The organism is Amorphus coralli DSM 19760 (assembly GCF_000374525.1).
Classification (GTDB): Bacteria; Pseudomonadota; Alphaproteobacteria; order Rhizobiales; family Amorphaceae; genus Amorphus; species Amorphus coralli.
The window spans coordinates 102,076-119,889 of sequence record NZ_KB894577.1 but is presented as its reverse complement, the minus strand read 5'-3'; the positions used below and the strand labels follow the sequence as shown (position 1 = coordinate 119,889).

Here is a 17,814-nt window from a genome sequence, read left to right as displayed (position 1 = left end):
TCAAGGCCCGGCGGTTCAGAAGGTCGCGCCCCGGCCTCAGGCCTCGGGCGCAGAGGTCTGCAGCGCCAGGGCATGGAGCTGGCCGCCCATCTGTCCCTGCAGCGCATTGTAGACCATCTGATGCTGCTGGACGCGGGTCTTGCCCTTGAATTCCGCCGAAACGACGACCGCCGCGTAGTGGTCGCCATCACCCGCCAAGTCGCGGATCTCGACATCTGCGTCGGGCAGGGCGGTCTTGATCAGTTTCTCGATCTCGCTGGCATCCATCGCCATGGTGCGGTTCGCGTCCTTTCCCTCGACGTCCCGGTGTCTCGGCCCTGGAGGCCCTCAGTTCGCGCCCATAAAGGCCGGGAACCAATTCTCGTGCGCCTCGACAAGGGATGCAACGGATATGGAGAGCGTACCCTCCACCGTCAAATCCCCGCCACCGACGGTGCCGAGCTCGATGATCTCGATCCCGGCCTTCGATGCGGCGTCCGTCAGGGCGCTGGCCAGCTCCGCCGGCGCGGACAGAACGTAGCGCGCCTGATCCTCGGCGAACAGGGCCACGTGGGCCGGATCCGGCATGGAGACGGTGCAGCCGAGGCCGGACGCCATCGCCATTTCGGCAAGCGCTACGCCGAGGCCGCCGGACGAGATGTCATGACAGGAGCGCAGGCCCATCTCCCGGATGGCGTGGCGCACGAAGTCGCCGTGGTTGCGCTCGCGCTCCAGGTCCACCGGTGGCGGCGCCCCCTCGGATCGGCCCAGGACGTCGCGCAGATAGACAGACTGGCCCATCTCTTTGCCGTGGCCGCCGAGAAGCAGGATCCGCTCGCCCGTTGCGCCGAACGCGGCAACCGCGCTCTTGGCGATGTCGGGAAGCGTGCCGACGCCGCCGATGGTGGGTGTCGGCAGGATCGCCTCGTCGCCGGTGGCGTTGTAGAGCGACACGTTGCCGGAGACCACGGGGAAGGCCAGCGCCGTGCAGGCCTCGCCGATGCCTTTGATGCAGCCGACGAACTGGCCCATGATCTCGGGCCGCTCGGGATTGCCGAAATTGAGATTGTCGGTGACCGCCAGCGGGTCGGCGCCGACGGCGCTCAGGTTGCGCCAGGCCTCCGCCACCGCCTGTTTGCCGCCCTCGAAAGGATCGGCGGCGCAGTAGCGCGGCGTGACGTCGACGGTCATGGCGAGGCCCTGCGGCGTGTCGTCGACGCGCACGAGCGCGGCATCGCCGCCCGGCCCGGAGACGGTCTCGCCCAGGATCATGTGGTCATACTGCTCCCAGACCCAACGGCGGGAGGACTGGTTCGGCGAGCCGACCAGCGACAGCAGCGTGGCGCCGAGATCGTCGGTGGCCGGCACGTCAGAGGCGGAAAGACGCACGGGCTTCGCCGGCTCGCCCCAGGGGCGGTCATATTCCGGCGCCTCGTCGCCCAGTTCCTTGATCGGCAGGTTGGCGACTTCCTCGCCCTGGTGCCAGACGGAGAAGCGCAGATCGTCGGTGGTCTCGCCGACGACGGCGAAGTCCAGCCCCCACTTCACGAAGATCGCCTCGGCCTCGGCCCTCAGCTCAGGCTTCAGCACCATGAGCATGCGCTCCTGGCTTTCCGAGAGCATCATCTCGTAGGCGCTCATCGCCTCTTCGCGCACCGGCACGTGGTCCAGGTCGAGGCGCACGCCGAGATCGCCCTTGGCGCCCATCTCGACTGCCGAACAGGTGAGGCCGGCCGCGCCCATGTCCTGGATCGCGATCACCGCCCCGGTCTGCATCAGCTCGAGGCAGGCTTCCAGAAGCAGCTTCTCGGAGAACGGGTCGCCGACCTGAACCGTCGGCCGCTTCTCCTCGATGGTGTCGTCGAAGGCGGCGGATGCCATGGTGGCGCCGCCAACGCCGTCCCGGCCGGTCTTGGAGCCGAGATAGACGATCGGCATCCCGACGCCCTCGGCCTTCGACAGGAAGATCTTGTCGGTATCGGCGAGGCCGACCGCCATGGCGTTCACCAGGCAGTTGCCGTCATAGGACGGATCGAACTCGACCTCGCCGCCCACCGTGGGCACGCCGAAGGAGTTGCCGTAGCCGCCGACGCCCGCCACGACGCCGGAGACCAGATGGCGGGTGCGCGGATGGTCGGGCGAGCCGAAGCGCAGCGCGTTCAGTGCCGCGACGGGGCGCGCGCCCATGGTGAACACGTCGCGCAGGATGCCGCCCACGCCCGTCGTCGCGCCCTGGTAGGGCTCGATGTAGGAGGGGTGATTGTGGCTCTCCATCTTGAAGACCACAGCCCGGCCGTTGCCGATGTCCACGACGCCGGCGTTCTCGCCCGGCCCCTGCAGGACCTTCGGCCCCTTGGTGGGCAGCGTCTTGAGCCACTTCTTCGACGACTTGTAGGAACAGTGCTCGTTCCACATGGCCGAGACGATACCGAGCTCGGTGATCGTCGGTTCACGGCCGATCAGGCCGACAAAGCGCTCGTACTCGTCAGGCGTGAGGCCATGCTCGGCGATGAGCTCGGGGGTGATCGGGATCGCGTTCGGGATGGTCATGGGCGGACGGCGGCCTTTTGCGGATCTGTCCCCCGGCGATAGGCGGGTGCGGCGCGCGCGTCAATCGATTGGAACGCTCCCGGCCCCATCCGGCGTGGATTGACGGCTGGAATTTGCATGCATTTTCCTGCACACCGGGCCATCCGCAGCGCTGCGGTCAGTTGTGTGAAGGGGTGAGATCGATGAAACGGTCTGGTACGGGCCATAGGGCGGTCGCGCTCTTCGCGTGCATTGCGATGCTTCTGTCGGTCGTGGCCGTGGCCTTGTCCTCGCCGGCTGCCGCCCAGGCGGCGCTGGTTGCCCGGGAAAAGGCAGCCTCCGACAGCCAGGCGCCGTCGGGCGGCTCCGAAGATCTATCGGCCGGTCTGCAGGCGGTGATCGAGCAGGCGGAGACAGCCGGCGCCCAGGTCATCGTGATCGCTCCCCGCGGCACAGAGGTTGAGGAGGAGGAGCCGGACACGCCGATGGAGGCGGCCGGCGAGCTTCGCGACAAGCTCCTGAAGACGACGGCGGAGGTCGAGGACAAGCTCGATTCGCTGTCCACCCGACTGCCCTTCCTTCCCGAGCATGTCGTCGACACGCTGCGCAATGCCTCGCACGACGGGTCGCTGTCGTGGCTCGGTCGTGCGGCCCTGCTCGGCGCGATAACGCTTGCGGCCGGAGCGCTCGCCTACCTGGCCATCGTGGTCTGGTCGCGCCGTCACCTGTTCCGCTATTTCCCGCCAGTGCCACAGAGCCGGGCGCAGAAGATCGGGTTCCTGCTGACCCGTGCTGTCGTGCTTCTGCTGGTCGCCGCCGTGTTCAGTGCCGTCGGCCATGTCATTGCGGTGCTGGTGACTGAAGGGGGCAGCCCGATCCGCGCGACCAACCTTCTGGTGGTCACGGCCGGCGGCGTCGGCCTCGCCTTTCGCGCGGTGGCGCGCACTCTGCTTTGCCCGGATCTGCCCGCTTACCGTCCGTTCGCCTTTTCCGACGCGTCCGCGCGCTCGATGTTCTCGCGCTTCATGTTGTGCACCTGGGCGGCACTTTTCGTCCTCACCATCGCTTCCTGGATGAAGACGATGGGGATGGTGGAGGATGCCTATCAGATCGTCTTCGTTCTGGCGGGTTTCGTGGGCGCCCTGACACTCAGCCTCTATGCACTGGCCTATCGCCGGGAGATCCGCGACGCGATCCTCGCTCACGAGCCCGGTCGCCGCACTTCGTTCGGGCGCCGCCTGTTGGCGCAGTCCTGGCACATCCTCGTGGTCGCCTATCTCGCACTGGCCTTCGTCGTCAGCGCTGTCGGACGTCTGGTCGGGGACGGGACGGACAGCGGCCTGATCATCGGCCCGGTGATCGCGCTCATCCTGTCGCTCGGTGTCTACGCGGTTCTGGTCTTGCTGATCGAGCGCTGGTTCCCGCTGCCGCGCCCGGCGGAGCCTGAGCCTGTGCCGCAGCCCCTCGGCGCGGCGGTCGCGGAGGTCGATGACCTGGACGACGATGCATTCGAGGAGGAGGTGCCGCTGGAGCGTCGCGAGGTCGGACGCGTCGCCTTCAAGAGCCTGTTCGAGCACGGGGCGGCGATCGTCGCCTGTGCCTTTGGCGTGGTGTTGATCCTGCACATGTGGGGCATTCCGGTCACCGCAGAGGGCCACATCGTGGCGCGCTTCTTCGGCATCGTGATGGTGCTGTTCGTCTCCTACATGGCCTACGAGGCGGTGAAGCTCTGGATCGACGGCAAGATCGCCGCCGAACAGGCGACGAGCCCTGGCGACGGGCACGGCGGCCACGGCGACGCGGAGATGGGAACCGGCGCCAGCCGGGTCGCGACACTCCTGCCGCTGTTCCGCAACTTCCTGCTGATCACCATCGCGACGATGGCGATCATGATCGGGCTGGCCGGCATCGGCGTGAACATCGCGCCGCTCTTCGCCGGTGCCGGCGTCGTCGGCCTTGCCATCGGTTTCGGTGCGCAGACGCTGATCCGCGACATCTTCTCTGGCGCCTTCTTCCTGATCGACGACGCCTTCCGCAGGGGCGAGTACATCGATCTCGGCGGGGTCAAGGGCGTGGTAGAAAAGATCTCCATCCGCTCCTTCCAGTTGCGTCATCAAAACGGCCCGCTGCACACGATCCCGTTCGGCGAGATCAAGCGCCTCACCAACTATTCGCGTGACTGGGTGATCATGAAGCTGCCACTGCGGCTCACCTACGACACCGATCCGGAGAAGGTGCGCAAGCTGGTCAAGAAGCTCGGCACCCAGCTCCTGGAGGATCCCGATATCGGCCACATGTTCCTGGATCAGTTGAAGTCCCAGGGTGTGTACCAGATGGAGGATTCCGCCATGATCATCCGGGTCAAGTTCATGACCCGGCCGGGCGATCAGTTCCTGGTGCGCAAGCGCGTCTACGCGGAGATCCGGGAGCTCTTCGAGCGCGAGGACATCCACTTCGCCCACCGTGAGGTGACCGTACGCTTCGTGGACGACGAGGAGGTGGAAGGCGCCGAGAACGAAGAGGAGCGCCGCAAGCTGGCCGCGGGGGCGGCCGCGCGCCGGCTTCTCGACGAAGAGGCGGAAGCAGGGAAGCGGGGCGGCGAGGATCCCTCCGCGGCGAGGTGAGCGGCATGGCCAGAAGCGAAAAGGACAAGATGCTCGCCGGCGAGTTCTACCACGCCGAAGGGCCGGAGATCGCCGCCGACAGACAGCGCGCCTCGCTCTGGCTCGATCGCTACAACGCCACGCAGGCGCGCCCGCAGGAGGAGCGCCACGCGCTGCTCTCCGAACTCTTCGCGTCCGTCGGCAAGGGCGCCGACATCCGGCCGCCCTTCCACTGCGACTACGGCTACAACATCAGCCTCGGCGAGGGCGCGTTCCTGAACTTCAACTGCATCATTCTCGATGTGGTGGAGGTCTGGATCGGCGCGGGTGCCCAGATCGGCCCCGGCGTCCAGATCCTCACAGCCGACCATCCGCGCGACCCCTCGCACCGCGCCGAGCACCTGGAGTTCGGCCGCCCGATCACGATCGGAGACAATGTCTGGATCGGTGGCGGGGCGCTGATCCTGCCGGGCGTGACCATTGGCGACCATGCCCGCATCGGTGCCGGTAGCGTGGTGACCCGGGACGTGCCGGGCTACGGCGTCGCCTACGGAAACCCGGCCCGCGTGAAGCTCTGACGGGAGCGCGGCGGTCCCTTTCATCAGCGGTGGCTCACGGAGGGCGGCAATGGATCGGCTCTGGTCGGAGTACAACCTTCTGATCGAACTCTACGAGGGCTACAACGACCAGATCCTGATCCTGAAGGGCTGGTCGGTCACGGTCGGTGTCGCTGCCCTGATCGCCGCCTACACGCAGAGCGTCTCGAGTTCCGGCCGCATCGGCGTGGTCATCGCCTCGCTGTCGGCGTTACCGTTCTGGGCCATGGAGACGTCCTGGAAGCTCTTCCAGAACGCGTACCTGGAACGCATCGTCCAGATCGAATTGTGCTTCGACGGGATGGGAAAGGACTGTCGGCCCGCCCAGGTCCTGGGCAGCTGGCGGGCATCTTATGCTGACGACAAGATGACGGACTGGCTGCAGACGGCCATCCTTCCGCACGTCTTCCTGCCCCACCTGGTGTTGCTGGCGGGAGGGCTGGTGCTGGCGATCTGGTGGCCTCCGAGGAGCGCCTGACGCAGCGGGGAGGTGGTGCCGGCTCAGGCCGGCTCGGACACCGCGCCGGCGAGGCTGGCGAACAGGCCGAGGCCCTCGGTGCCGCCCTGGTGCGAGGCGATCAGGTTTTCCGGATGCGGCATCATGCCGAGGATGCGTCCGGTCTCGTCGGTGATGCCGGCGATGTCGTTGACCGAACCGTTCGGATTGGTGCCGTCGGCGTAGCGGAAAATCACCTGGCCGTTGCCTTCGACGCGCGCGAGCGTCTCGGGATCGGCGAAATAGTTGCCGTCATGATGGGCCACGGGGCAGGGGATCACCTGGCCGTCTTCGTAGGCACTGGTGAATGCGGTGTCGGTGCGCTCGACGCTCAGCTTTACCTTCCGGCAGACGAAGCGCAGGCCGGCATTGCGCATCAGCGCGCCCGGCAGGAAGCCCGCCTCGGTGAGGATCTGAAACCCGTTGCAGATGCCCAGCACGTAGCCGCCGCGCCGATGGTGTTCGGTGACGGCGGGAATGACGCCGGCCCGCGCGGCGATGGCGCCGGAGCGCAGATAGTCGCCGTACGAGAAGCCGCCCGGCATGACCACCAGGTCCACATCCGGGAGCTCGGTGTCGGCGTGCCAGACGAACGTCGGGTCGCGCCCGGTGGCGGCCTCCAAGGCGGCAGCCACATCGCGGTCGCGGTTGGAGCCGGGGAAGACGATGACGGCGGATTTCATGGGGTCACCTCAAGCGCAACTCGGCGCTATTCCAGCTCGATGGCGTAGGATTCGATCACCGTGTTGGCCAGAAGCGCCTCGCACATGGCGGCAACCTCGGCCCGGGCCCGCTCCGGATCGCTCTCCGCCAGATCGAGATCGATCACCTTGCCCTGGCGGGCGGCATTCACGCCGCCGAATCCGAGGCCCTTCAGGGCGCCTTCGATTGCCTTGCCCTGGGGATCGAGAACGCCCTGCTTCAGGGTAACCGTCACGCGCGCACGCATCGTCTGTTCAAGCTCGCCTTTGCTTGCCGGACACCGCCACTGTCGCAGGCGGTGCCCCGTCACGGAAACGCCGGGGCGTTCCTTCTATTTCACCAGAACCGGGCCGGAGCCCTGCGGCCGCTCGACCTCGTTGAGAATGCCGAGGCGCCGGGCAACTTCCTGATAGGCCTCGAGCAGGCCCCCCATGTCGCGCCGGAAACGGTCCTTGTCCAGCTTCTCTTCGGTCTGGATGTCCCAGAGACGGCAGGAGTCCGGGGAAATCTCGTCGGCGACGACCATGCGCATCATGTCGCCTTCCCAGAGCCGCCCGCACTCCATCTTGAAGTCGACGAGTCGGATGCCGACGCCGAGGAACAGGCCGGAGAGGAAGTCGTTCACCCGCACGGCCAGCGCCATCATGTCGTCGATCTCCTGGGGGGTCGCCCAGCCGAACGCGGTGATGTGCTCTTCGGTCACCATCGGGTCGTTGAGTTCGTCGTTCTTGTAATAGAACTCGATGATGGAGCGCGGCAGCTGCGTGCCTTCCTCCAGGCCGAGGCGCTTGGCGAGCGAGCCCGCGGCCACGTTGCGCACCACAACCTCGAGGGGGATGATCTCGACCTCGCGGATGAGCTGCTCGCGCATGTTCAGCCGTCGGATGAAGTGGGTCGGGATGCCCATGTCGTTGAGATTCCCGAAGATATACTCCGAGATCCGGTTGTTGAGCACGCCCTTGCCGTCGACGATCTCGTGCTTCTTCGCGTTGAACGCCGTGGCGTCGTCCTTGAAGTGCTGGATCAGCGTTCCCGGCTCCGGTCCCTCGTAAAGGATCTTGGCCTTGCCTTCGTAAATTCGGCGACGACGGTTCATCGGCACATACCGTGTGTGATTGAGGAAATCCATGAGGCCGGGGGCTCTCCGAGATTGCGGGGGCGCGGACCGGCCACAGTCGTTTCGCGGCCTGAAACTATCACGAGTCGCTGCGCGGCCACCGCGGCCGCACCCTAATCGATCGCGGTTGCGTCTACAATCCACACCCTGTGGCGGCAAATGATGGCGATTTGAGCGCTTGGCGACGGTCGCAGCGGACCCCACCTGTCCTGTATGGGCGGCGATTGATGACGTCGGGCGCAAGCGCCTGCGTTGATTCCACGTTTGAGCGCCGCTATTGAGGCAGCGACGGACCACGAGGCCGCATGGGATGCGGCCGGCGGTGGACCCCTTTTTCGGGAGGCTCTGATGACGACGTTCGAAAGCCGCAAGGACGCACACGAGGGCAAGTTCGCCCACGATGAGGAGCTTCGCTTCAAGGCGACGGCGCGGCGCAACAAGCTGCTCGGCCTCTGGGCGGCGGAAAAGCTCGGCTATGCCGATGCCAAGGCCGAAGACTATGCCAAGGAAGTGGTGCGGGCCGATTTCGACGAGCCGGGCGAGGAAGACGTCTTCCGCAAGGTTCGGAGCGACTTCGACGCCAACGGCGTCGAGCAGACCGATCACCAGATCCGCCGCACCATGGAAGAGCTGATGGCCGTTGCCGTCGGCCAGATCCGGCAGCAGGACTGACCTCGATTGGGCGGCGGGGCCGGGGCCCCGTCGCCTGATCTCGGCTGCAGCGCTATTCGACCGAAGCGGGCTCGGACAGGGCAGGCGGCTCGCCATCGGTTGCGGGAGAACTCTCGTAGTCCGACTGGCCGAGATAGAAGAACCAGATCAGGAGACCGAAGACGGCGAACGCCGCGGTTCCTGCGCCCAGTACCCATTTCATCGACCAGCCATATTCGCCCTGCCGAGCGCGCTGCCGGTTGATCTGGACGGCATCGTTGTCGGTCTCTTTCAGCATTCCGGTAGTCCTTTTCGGTCGCGTCGCGCGGCACGCCCGCGCTGGGCGCGTTCCTCTTCCACAACGTCGAATCAGTCCAATAAACGCTGACGTGATTTCCCGGGTTCCGATCACGGTCGCGTCATTTCGCCTCGCTCCCCGGCCACATGGGACGTGGTCGACCGATGCGCGGGAACCGGGCGGAGGCCGCCCGCGTTTCTTCGCCGTCGTACATCGCAGTTGGTGTGCGGCAGCCGGCATCCTGCCGGCGCTTTGCATCTGGGGATGACGATGAGCGATTCACACAAGGACGATGACAAGCAGCGCGCCGACGAGGCTGCGCGCCTGAAGCGGGACGAGCGGACCAAAAAGGAGAAGTCGGAGGACCTCGACGAGGCGCTCGACGACACCTTCCCGGCCAGCGATCCGCCGGTGCAGCCTTCCATCACCGGCCGCGACTGAGCACCGATCGTTTCAACGGCCTGCATTTGAAAAAGCGCCGTCGGCCAAGGCCGGCGGCGCTTTTTCGTGCGGACTAGAAGACAGACAGGTCGGCATCCCTGGCAAGACGCTCCAGGGCGGCGAAGCCGGCGACGGAGTTGCCGAGCGGATCAAGTTCCGGCGACCAGACGGCGATGGCCATCCGGTTCGGAACGATGGCCATGATTCCGCCTCCAACGCCGCTCTTCGCCGGCAGTCCGACCCGGTAGGCGAAGTCTCCCGCGGCATCGTACAGGCCGCACGTCAGCATGAGGGAATTGACCCGGCGTGAGCGGCCAGGCGGCAGAATTTGAGCGCCCGTCACCGGATCTCGGCCTTCGTTGGCCAGCGGCAAGGCCGCGCGCGCAAGTTCCACGCAGCTCATCCGCGCCGCGCAGAAATGCGTGTAGGCATGAACGACCGCGCGCGGCTCGCCGCGCAGGTTGCCGTACTCTTTCAGCAGTGCTGCCGCCGCGTAGTTGCGGAAGGCCATCGACAGTTCGCTCTTGGCCACCTCGTAGTCGCAGGACACGCGATTGGAATGGGCGAGGCGGCGGAGAAGCCCGATCATGGTGTGGATGGGCGTTGCTGCACGATCGACGAGACAGTCGGCCACTACCAGCGCGCCGGGATTGACGAACGGGTTCATCGGCCGACCCTGTTCCTGCTCGATGCGGGTCAGCGAGTTGAAACGCAGCCCCGATGGATTGCGGCCGACGCGCTCCCACAAATCCTCGCCGAGATAATCGAGCGCGAGGCAGAGGCTGAACACCTTCGAGATCGACTGGATGGAGAAGGGGACGTCGGCAGCCCCCGCCTTGGCGATGCCGCCATCGAGTGTGGCCACAGCGATCCCGAACTGGTTCGGATCCACCTGGGCGAGCCGCGGGATCGTCGCGTGCAACCGCCCCTCGCCGAACCGGCCGGAAGCCTCGGCGGCGATTTCGGCAAGCAGTGGCGCCAGCTCTTCGGCCGCAATCGTCATTCTCGTCCTCCCCGGTCCCCTCCGCCTGTGCCTTCCGGCCGCGGACTAGTTGTTCGTCTGGGCGCGCAGCTCTGCCTCGATGGCGTCGGCATAAGCGGTGAGCTCGTCGCTGACATCGACCGGATAGGCCGGCTCGGCCGGTGTGATCGCGCGCAGTCGCGCCGGCAGGCGACCGACTTCCTGCACGGTGGTGGCCCGGATCTCGTCCAGGCTCCTGCGGCCATCTTCGGTGCGCATTCCGTCACGCATCACCGTCTTCATGAGAAGGCGGCCGGTGCCGGTCTCCTCGAGCCGGCGCACCACGTCCTTCTCCGCGGTGCCATCGACCTCGATCCGGCAGACCTGCTTGGCGCCGGGCAGGTTCTTGCGCAGCGGCGACAGCTTCATGCGGCCTTCGCCGTCATAGGCGGCGAGCTTGTACGCCATGTCGAGCTCGGCCGCGTCGGACGATGTCGTCAGCCGCGTGCCGACGCCATATCCGCTGATCGGAGCGCCTGCCGCCTGCAGGTCGGCGACCCTGTACTCGTCCAGCCCGCCGGACACAAAGATGCCCACCTGATCCAGGCCCGCCGCGTCGAAGCGACGCCGGACTTCCTTCGACAGCTCCGCGAGATCGCCGGAATCGAGCCGCACCGCGCGGACCTGAAAGGCGTCGCCGCGCTCGCGCGCCAGCTGGATCACGTGTTCCGCCCCCTGGAGGGCGTCGTAGGTGTCGATGAGGAGCACCGTGTCGGGGTAGAGCTCGGTGAAGGCGCGAAAGGCGTCGAGCTCGTTCTTCCAGGCCTCGACATAGGAATGCGCCATCGTGCCGGCGATGGGGATGCCGTAGAGCTTGCCGGCGAGAACGTTCGCGGTGGAGGCGCAGCCGGCAATGTAGGCCGAGCGCGACGCCTTGTTCCCGGCGTCGAAGCCGTGCGCGCGCCGCGTCCCGAAATCGATAACCGGCGTGCCCTGGGCCGCTTCGACGATGCGCATCGCCTTGGAGGCGAGGATGGTCGACACGGTTATCTGGTTGATGAGCAGCGTCTCGATCAGCTGGCCTTCGGCAACCGGTGCCTCGATCTCGAGGATGGGAGTGTGCGGAAACACCGGTGTGCCCTCCGGGATCGCCCGCACCGTCCCGGTGAAGTGGAAGTCTTTCAGCCAGCTCAGAAAGCCTTTGGAGAACCGGTCCGTGGAGGCGAGATAGTCGAGGCTTTCCGCCGAAAAGTGCAGCGTTTCCAGGTATTCCAGGACCGGATCGAGTCCCGCCGCGAGCATGAAGTTGCGCGTCTCCGGCAGCTTGCGGAAGAAGAGCGTGAAGACCGCCGTGCCCTGCATGCGCTGGCGATGGTACGACTGCAGCATCGAGAGCTGATAGAGGTCCGTGAAAATCGCGGCGTCATCGTGAGGGATGCCGAGCGGTGGTAGGGACATCATTCGCCTCATGCGGGGAGGAGTACCGGTGCCCGATCGGGCGGCCCGCAGCCTTTGACGCCGCTGGGGCGGGCCGTGTCAACCTCGCACTCTCGCGAAGGGCGTTCTGCTCGCCGCGCCGAACCGAACAGGGAATGCAGTATGCGCATCGTTTCTGCCGACGACATCAACGAGGCTCTCGGCTGGCGGCCTCTGGTCGATGCCCTCAAGGCGGCTCACAAGGCCGAAGACGTCGACCTCGGGGACACCCTGCTCACTTCCAAAGGACGCAAGCTTCTGGTCCGATCCGCATGGATCGGTGGCCTCGGTGCCGGCGTGAAGGCCGTGTCGGTCTATCCGGACAATCCCAACCTGAAGCCGCCGCGGCCCTCGGTGCAGGGCTCCATGCTGGTGTTCGACGAGGAAACCGGCGAGCCGCAGGCGCTGGTTGACGGCAAGGCGCTGACGGCCTGGAAGACGGCTGCCGACTCCGCCCTCGGAGCCGACTTTCTGGCTCGGCCGGACATCGAGACGATGCTGATGGTCGGAGCCGGCAACATGGCGGAACCGCTCATTCGCGCTCATAAGGCGGTGCGCCCGTCGCTTCGCTCGGTGACCATCTGGAACCGGTCGCGCCCGCGTGCCGATGCGCTCGCGGCCCGGCTGGGCGATCTCGAAATGGATCTCGCCATCGCTGACGATCTCGACGCGGCGGTGGAGCAGGCCGATCTCGTGACCACGGCGACCATGTCGGAAACGCCGGTTCTGACAGGCGCACGCCTGAGGCCCGGCGCCCATGTCGACCTGGTGGGGGCCTTCACGCCGACCATGCGCGAGGCCGACGACGACGTGCTCACGCGCGGCCGCCTTTTCGTTGACTGCCGCCACACGACGATCGGCGAGATCGGCGAGCTGATCGACCCGATGGAGCGCGGCGTGATCGGCAAGGAAGATGTGTTGGCCGACTATTTCGACCTGGCCAAGGGGGCCGCCGGCAGGATGGGCGCCGACGAGATCACCGTCTGCAAGAACGGCGGCGGGGCGCATCTCGATCTCATGGTGGCGCACCACGTGCTCGACCAGGGTGCCGGCCGCGCCGTCTGAGGCCTGAATGCCGTGTGGCGCCAGCGGGCGTCACACGGTTTCGAGAACCTCGAACGGGGTGCCGCTGGAGTGCTTGTTGTCCTGGACACTGACGGAGGTGACCTCCGAGCCGGGCGGGCCCTTGCGGCATTCCGCGATCATCTCCGCGACGACTTCGCTCGGCCCGGAAAACACCGCCTCGACTTCGCCAGTCAGTCTGTTGCGGACCCAACCGCTGAGCTCATAGCTGTCGGCGAGCTGGGCGACCCACGCTCGATAGCCGACACCCTGAACCATACCGGAAATGACGACGTGTACGCTGCGGTCGCTCATGGCGATTCCTTTCGCGTCGGTCCGGCCGCGGCTGCACGCGACCTCCGCTGATCAGCGCGCAAGCCGGGGCAATGGTTCCGGCCGGCTGCCGTTCAGGTTGAACGATGACCGGGCGAGCCTACTCGAACTCCATGATGATCTCGTCAACGGCAAGGCTGTCGCCCTTGGCGGCCTTGATCGCCTTGACGGTCAGCTGGCGTTCGGCACGCAGCACGTTCTCCATCTTCATCGCTTCCACGATGGCCAGCGTCTCGCCCGGCTGGACCTCCTGGCCTTCCTCGACCTCGATGGAGACCACCAGGCCTGGCATCGGGCACAGGAGAAGCCGGGACGTGTCGGCCGCGATCTTTTCCGGCATCAGTGCATCGAGTTCGCCCACCCGCGGCCGCATCACCCGCACCTCAGCCGTCACGCCGTGCCAGGTCGCCTCGTAGCCGTTGAGGGCAGTGCGAAGCTGCACGGAAAGCGAACGCCCGCCGACCGTTCCGGTCCACAGTGCCTGTCCGGGCTGCCAGTCTGAGGCGACCGCGATAGGCTCGCCCGTCTCGCCGATGGCGAGCGACAGGGCAATCGGGAGCCCCGGCTCGCCTTCGGTGATGCGGACCGGAAGCTTTTCGCCGGCGACATCAACCGTCCACTCCCGCGCCAGCGGCGCCGGGTCGCGTCGCAATTGCCCGGGAAGGCGCCGGTAGCGCTCGGCGCGGGCCAGCTCGGCCGACACGGCTGTCGCAGCCAGGATGCGCCTTGCTTCCTCGTCGAGCGTGCCGCCGGAGAACCCGTCCGGAAATTCTTCCTCGATGAAGTTCGTGGAGAGCTCGCCCGAGCGCCAGCGCGGGTGGGCCATCAGGGCGGACAGGAACGGGATGTTGTGGCGGATGCCGTCCACCAGCGTCCGGTCGAGGGCCTCGCCCATGGCATCGATGGCGCCGAGCCGGGTCGGCGCATGGGTCACCATCTTGGCGATCATCGGGTCGTAGAAGAGGGTGATTTCCGACCCTTCCACCACGCCGGTGTCGACGCGCACCTTGGAATCGCCAAGCACTTCGTCTGCCGGCGTCCGGTAGGTCGTCAGCCGTCCGGTGGAAGGCAGGAAGCCGCGGAATGGGTCTTCCGCGTAGAGCCGCGTCTCGATGGCCCAACCGTTGAGTGAGACGTCGTCCTGGGTAACGGACAGCTTCTCGCCCGAAGCGACCCGCAGCATCTGCTCAACAAGGTCGATGCCGGTGACGAGCTCCGTCACCGGATGTTCCACCTGCAGCCGGGTGTTCATCTCCAGGAAGTAGAAGCTCTTGTCCTGCCCGGCCACGAACTCAACGGTGCCGGCGGAATCGTAACCGACGGCTCGCGCCAGCGCGACCGCCTGGGCGCCCATCTGCTCGCGGACGGGATCGTCCTTGTCGAAGAGGGGCGAGGGGGCCTCCTCGACGACTTTCTGATTGCGTCGCTGGATGGAGCACTCGCGTTCGCCGAGGAAGATCGCGTTGCCGTGCTTGTCGCCCAGCACCTGGATCTCGATGTGGCGCGGATTGACGATGAACTTCTCGATGAAGACGCGGTCGTCCCCGAACGACGATGCGGCCTCCGATCGGGCGCGGGCAAAGCCGTCAGCCACCTCGTCGGCGGTCTTGGCGACGCGCATGCCCTTGCCGCCACCGCCGGCCGACGCCTTGATCATCACCGGGAAGCCGATTTCCTTGGCGATCTCCACCGCCTCTTCCGGCGTGGCGATGATGCCGGCGGAGCCGGGTACGGTGGAAACCCCGGCCTCCCTCGCCTTGATCTTGGATGTGATCTTGTCGCCCATCGCTTCGATGGCGCCGGTGTTCGGCCCAATGAACACGATGCCGGCCGCATCCAGCGCTTCGGCGAATGCGGCGCGCTCGGACAGGAAGCCGTAGCCGGGATGGACGGCCTGGGCGCCGGTCTGGCGGCAGGCGTCGATGACCTTGTCGATGACGAGATAGGATTCGGAGGCCGCCGGGGGGCCGATCGCCACCGCCTCGTCGGCCATTTCCACGTGCAGCGCATCCCGATCGGCATCGGAATAGACCGCGACGGTCTTCACGCCGAGGCGCTGGCACGTGCGGATGATCCGACAGGCGATTTCGCCGCGGTTGGCGATGAGAATCTTGTCGAACATCGGCTGGCCGTCCCCCTGTGTCGGATGCCGTCCGGCCCGGAAGTGTCCCGGACGGTCCGCGATCGTCTGCACTGACGCTGCTTTTCGGTTTTTCGCCTATACCATACCCGTGGCGGCGGACAACGCGGATGAACGCGCAACCCGTCCTGTCGCGGACCCTGCAACGGATTGGACATGATCAACGCGCTTGTCGTTCTTCTCGGCTGCCAACTGCTCGGCGAGGTCGCCGTTCGCCTCCTCGATGTCCCGGTCCCCGGGCCGGTCGTCGGTGCCGCGCTGCTGGCCGCGGCGCTTTCCGTTCGCGGTATTCCGTCCTTCCTGACGCCGGTGGCGCACGGCATCCTGCGCAACCTCTCGCTCCTGTTCGTGCCGGCGGCGGTCGGCGTCGTTCAGTACGGTCCGCTGATCGTCGAGCACGGTGTCTCCCTGGCCATCATCCTGGTGGTCTCGACCACCGTCGCCATGGCTGTCACGGCCCTGGTCTTCCGGATGGTCGCCAACCGTGTGTCTGGAAGGTCCGAATGACCCCGGTGGAGACTCTCTGGGTCTATCTCGCCGAGCGGCCGCTCCTGTGGCTGACGGTGACGCTCGTCGCCTACTGGATCGCCGACCGCATTGCCGCGCGCTTCGGCTATGCGCCGCTCGCCAACCCCGTTGTCATGGCGACGGCTCTCGTCGTTCTCTGTCTCCAGGCCACCGGAACGGGCTTCGCGACCTATTTCGAGGGCGCACAGTTCGTCCATTTCCTGCTGGGTCCGGCGACGGTCGCGCTGGCCGTCCCGTTCGTGGAGAATTTCCACCACGTTCGTCGCGCCATCGTGCCGCTGCTGGTGGCGCTGGTCGCCGGATCGGTGACGGCCGTTGCCACGGCACTGGCGCTCGGCTACGCGTTGGGTCTGCCGCGCGACATCCTGGTGACGCTGGCACCGAAATCGGTGACCACGCCCATCGCCATGGGCATTGCCAGCCAGCTCGGCGGCATCCCGAGCCTTGCTGCCGTGCTGGTCATCTCCACCGGCGTCGTCGGTGCAATCGTGCTGACGCCCCTGATGGGCCTGATGAAGGTGCGCGACGAGCGTGCGCAGGGGCTCTCGGCCGGTGTCGCCGCGCACGGCATCGGTACCGCGCGCGCCTTCCAGCTGTCGCCGCTCGCAGGCACCTTTGCGGGGCTGGGCATGGGGCTGAACGGTTTTTTGACGGCGCTTCTCGTGCCGCTTCTGGTGCTGCTTCTGGGGCAGTGACCGAGTTTGCTACGGGCCATTGGGCTCCCACCACGTTTCCGACCGATTTCGCGATCACGCTTCGACCCTCGCGCCACCGTCGGCGCGGCACGCTACACGGGGGACGCACTTGGCGGACCACGAATCCGTTCTTGTCGTCGGGGCCGGGCCTGTCGGCCTGGCGGCCGCGCTCGCCTTGTCGCGATCGGGCTATCTCGTGCGTATCGTGGACAGTGCGGCGGAAGGCGCGCGGGAATCGCGCGCTGTCGTCGTCAACCAGCGCAGCCTCGACCTTCTGGACCATCTGGGCGTTTCCGCCGACCTGATCGCGACAGGGGTGAAGCTCAACGGTGTCCGGCTGGTTTCCGGCGGATCGACTGTCGGGACGGTCGATATGCGCTTCCTCCCGCACGCCTTCAATTTTCTGCTCGCGCTGCCCCAGAGCGAGACGGAGGCCATCCTTGCCGAGCATCTGGCGCTTGAAGGAATGCGGGTGGAGCGCGAAACGGCCCTGACCGAGATCTATCAGGATGCCTCGCGCGTCCACACCGTCACGGTCCATGGTCAGGACCGGCGGGAAGCGTCCTACGACTGGGTGCTGGGTTGCGACGGGGCGCACTCCTTCGTGCGCAAGGCACTGGATCTTGATTTTCCCGGTGGCGCCTATCCGTTTCAGTGGTCGCTGGTCGACTTGGACATCGATGCCGGCGCCTCCATGGAATGGGGCGAGGTGCATCTCGATCCGGGTCGGCCCGTATTGCTGCGCTTTCCGATCGCTCCGCACCGGCACCGGCTGATCTCCAACGGCCCGGACGTGCTCGACCGTGTGCCCGACAGCTGGAGCATCGGTACGCTTCATTGGAGCTCCGATTTCACCGTCAGCCACCGGCATGTGACCGCCCAGGGAAAGGGCCGCGTCTGGCTTGCCGGCGACGCCGCGCACATCCACTCACCGGCCGGCGGACGCGGCATGAATCTCGGCATCGAGGATGCCGTCACCTTCGCGCGCTTCCTGCGCAAGGACCGGCTGGAGGAGTGGGCGAAGTGGCGGCTGCGCAAGGGCGAGACGGTGCTGAAGGAGAGCGACCGGCTGCAGAACCTCGCGACGGCCGACCAGTCGCTGGTGCGCCGCTTCGGGCCGCGGGTCTTCGGCCTGGCCTTGAAGATTCCGGCCGTGCAGCGGGCCTTCATCACCCGCAATGCCGGTTTGTTCGATCTCAAGCCCTGA

General features: G+C 66.6%; 19 protein-coding genes. 9 read left to right on the top strand and 10 right to left on the bottom strand.

The genetic code is table 11. The features are described from left to right. Positions 1-36: 36 nt before the first annotated feature. Both C507_RS0118485 and purL read right to left on the bottom strand, forming a co-directional pair. Positions 37-273, bottom strand: coding sequence for a BolA family protein (locus C507_RS0118485; protein ID WP_018701211.1), 237 nt, complete (start codon positions 271-273; stop codon positions 37-39). Between the two features lie 54 nt (positions 274-327). Further along, the gene (gene purL, locus C507_RS0118480) at positions 328-2,529 is read right to left on the bottom strand and encodes a phosphoribosylformylglycinamidine synthase subunit PurL (RefSeq protein ID WP_018701210.1); all 2,202 of its coding nucleotides are present in this window, start codon (positions 2,527-2,529) and stop codon (positions 328-330) included. Positions 2,530-2,711: 182 nt separating this feature from the next. Between purL and C507_RS0118475 the strand changes: the two genes are divergently transcribed. Genes C507_RS0118475 through C507_RS0118465 form a run of 3 tightly spaced genes read left to right on the top strand, consistent with a single transcriptional unit; the run spans position 2,712 to position 6,185 of the window. Next, entirely contained in the window at positions 2,712-5,132 is a 2,421-nt protein-coding gene (locus tag C507_RS0118475; RefSeq protein WP_083923678.1) for a mechanosensitive ion channel family protein, read from the top strand. A gap of 5 nt (positions 5,133-5,137) precedes the next feature. After that, positions 5,138-5,689, top strand: coding sequence for a sugar O-acetyltransferase (locus tag C507_RS0118470; RefSeq protein WP_018701208.1), 552 nt, complete (start codon positions 5,138-5,140; stop codon positions 5,687-5,689). A gap of 49 nt (positions 5,690-5,738) precedes the next feature. After that, on the top strand, positions 5,739-6,185 hold the full coding sequence (locus C507_RS0118465; protein ID WP_018701207.1) for a hypothetical protein: 447 nt from the start codon (positions 5,739-5,741) through the stop codon (positions 6,183-6,185). 23 nt (positions 6,186-6,208) lie between these two features. Here the strand turns inward: C507_RS0118465 and purQ are convergent, their stop codons facing one another. The 3 genes from purQ to purC form a co-directional block, all read right to left on the bottom strand. Continuing rightward, the gene (purQ, locus tag C507_RS0118460; protein ID WP_018701206.1) at positions 6,209-6,886 is read right to left on the bottom strand and encodes a phosphoribosylformylglycinamidine synthase subunit PurQ; all 678 of its coding nucleotides are present in this window, start codon (positions 6,884-6,886) and stop codon (positions 6,209-6,211) included. 26 nt (positions 6,887-6,912) lie between these two features. Beyond that, the gene (gene purS, locus C507_RS0118455; RefSeq protein ID WP_018701205.1) at positions 6,913-7,152 is read right to left on the bottom strand and encodes a phosphoribosylformylglycinamidine synthase subunit PurS; all 240 of its coding nucleotides are present in this window, start codon (positions 7,150-7,152) and stop codon (positions 6,913-6,915) included. Positions 7,153-7,236: 84 nt separating this feature from the next. Next, on the bottom strand, positions 7,237-8,034 hold the full coding sequence (gene purC, locus C507_RS0118450) for a phosphoribosylaminoimidazolesuccinocarboxamide synthase (protein ID WP_018701204.1): 798 nt from the start codon (positions 8,032-8,034) through the stop codon (positions 7,237-7,239). Positions 8,035-8,370: 336 nt separating this feature from the next. On the opposite strand from purC, the gene C507_RS0118445 reads away from it, so the two are divergent. Further along, positions 8,371-8,694: a DUF1476 domain-containing protein gene (locus tag C507_RS0118445; RefSeq protein ID WP_018701203.1), complete on the top strand. Its 324-nt coding sequence runs from the start codon at positions 8,371-8,373 to the stop codon at positions 8,692-8,694. A 52-nt stretch (positions 8,695-8,746) separates the two neighbouring features. Here C507_RS0118445 and C507_RS0118440 read toward each other — a convergent pair whose 3' ends face one another. Further along, positions 8,747-8,971: a hypothetical protein gene (locus C507_RS0118440; protein WP_018701202.1), complete on the bottom strand. Its 225-nt coding sequence runs from the start codon at positions 8,969-8,971 to the stop codon at positions 8,747-8,749. 270 nt (positions 8,972-9,241) lie between these two features. On the opposite strand from C507_RS0118440, the gene C507_RS23315 reads away from it, so the two are divergent. After that, positions 9,242-9,412: a hypothetical protein gene (locus tag C507_RS23315; RefSeq protein ID WP_018701201.1), complete on the top strand. Its 171-nt coding sequence runs from the start codon at positions 9,242-9,244 to the stop codon at positions 9,410-9,412. 73 nt (positions 9,413-9,485) lie between these two features. On the opposite strand, the gene C507_RS0118430 is transcribed toward C507_RS23315, so the two are convergent. Then, the gene (locus C507_RS0118430; protein WP_018701200.1) at positions 9,486-10,415 is read right to left on the bottom strand and encodes a glutaminase; all 930 of its coding nucleotides are present in this window, start codon (positions 10,413-10,415) and stop codon (positions 9,486-9,488) included. 45 nt (positions 10,416-10,460) lie between these two features. Then, the gene (locus C507_RS0118425) at positions 10,461-11,831 is read right to left on the bottom strand and encodes a nicotinate phosphoribosyltransferase (RefSeq protein WP_210162152.1); all 1,371 of its coding nucleotides are present in this window, start codon (positions 11,829-11,831) and stop codon (positions 10,461-10,463) included. 141 nt (positions 11,832-11,972) lie between these two features. On the opposite strand from C507_RS0118425, the gene C507_RS0118420 reads away from it, so the two are divergent. Further along, positions 11,973-12,914: an ornithine cyclodeaminase family protein gene (locus tag C507_RS0118420; protein WP_018701198.1), complete on the top strand. Its 942-nt coding sequence runs from the start codon at positions 11,973-11,975 to the stop codon at positions 12,912-12,914. A 30-nt stretch (positions 12,915-12,944) separates the two neighbouring features. Here the strand turns inward: C507_RS0118420 and C507_RS0118415 are convergent, their stop codons facing one another. Further along, the gene (locus C507_RS0118415) at positions 12,945-13,226 is read right to left on the bottom strand and encodes an acylphosphatase (protein ID WP_018701197.1); all 282 of its coding nucleotides are present in this window, start codon (positions 13,224-13,226) and stop codon (positions 12,945-12,947) included. Between the two features lie 118 nt (positions 13,227-13,344). Beyond that, on the bottom strand, positions 13,345-15,366 hold the full coding sequence (locus tag C507_RS0118410) for an acetyl-CoA carboxylase biotin carboxylase subunit (protein ID WP_018701196.1): 2,022 nt from the start codon (positions 15,364-15,366) through the stop codon (positions 13,345-13,347). Positions 15,367-15,540: 174 nt separating this feature from the next. Between C507_RS0118410 and C507_RS0118405 the strand changes: the two genes are divergently transcribed. The 3 genes from C507_RS0118405 (at position 15,541) to C507_RS22000 (ending at position 17,814) form a co-directional block, all read left to right on the top strand. Then, positions 15,541-15,891 carry a CidA/LrgA family protein gene (locus tag C507_RS0118405; protein WP_018701195.1) on the top strand — a complete coding sequence of 117 codons (351 nt, stop codon included), beginning with the start codon at positions 15,541-15,543 and terminating at the stop codon, positions 15,889-15,891. Continuing rightward, positions 15,888-16,607, top strand: a complete 720-nt coding sequence (locus tag C507_RS0118400) for an LrgB family protein (protein WP_018701194.1) — start codon at positions 15,888-15,890, stop codon at positions 16,605-16,607. The genes C507_RS0118405 and C507_RS0118400 overlap by 4 nt, the downstream gene beginning before the upstream one ends. 109 nt (positions 16,608-16,716) lie before the next feature. After that, complete coding sequence (locus C507_RS22000) at positions 16,717-17,814, top strand: FAD-dependent oxidoreductase (protein ID WP_018701193.1); 1,098 nt, start codon at positions 16,717-16,719, stop codon at positions 17,812-17,814.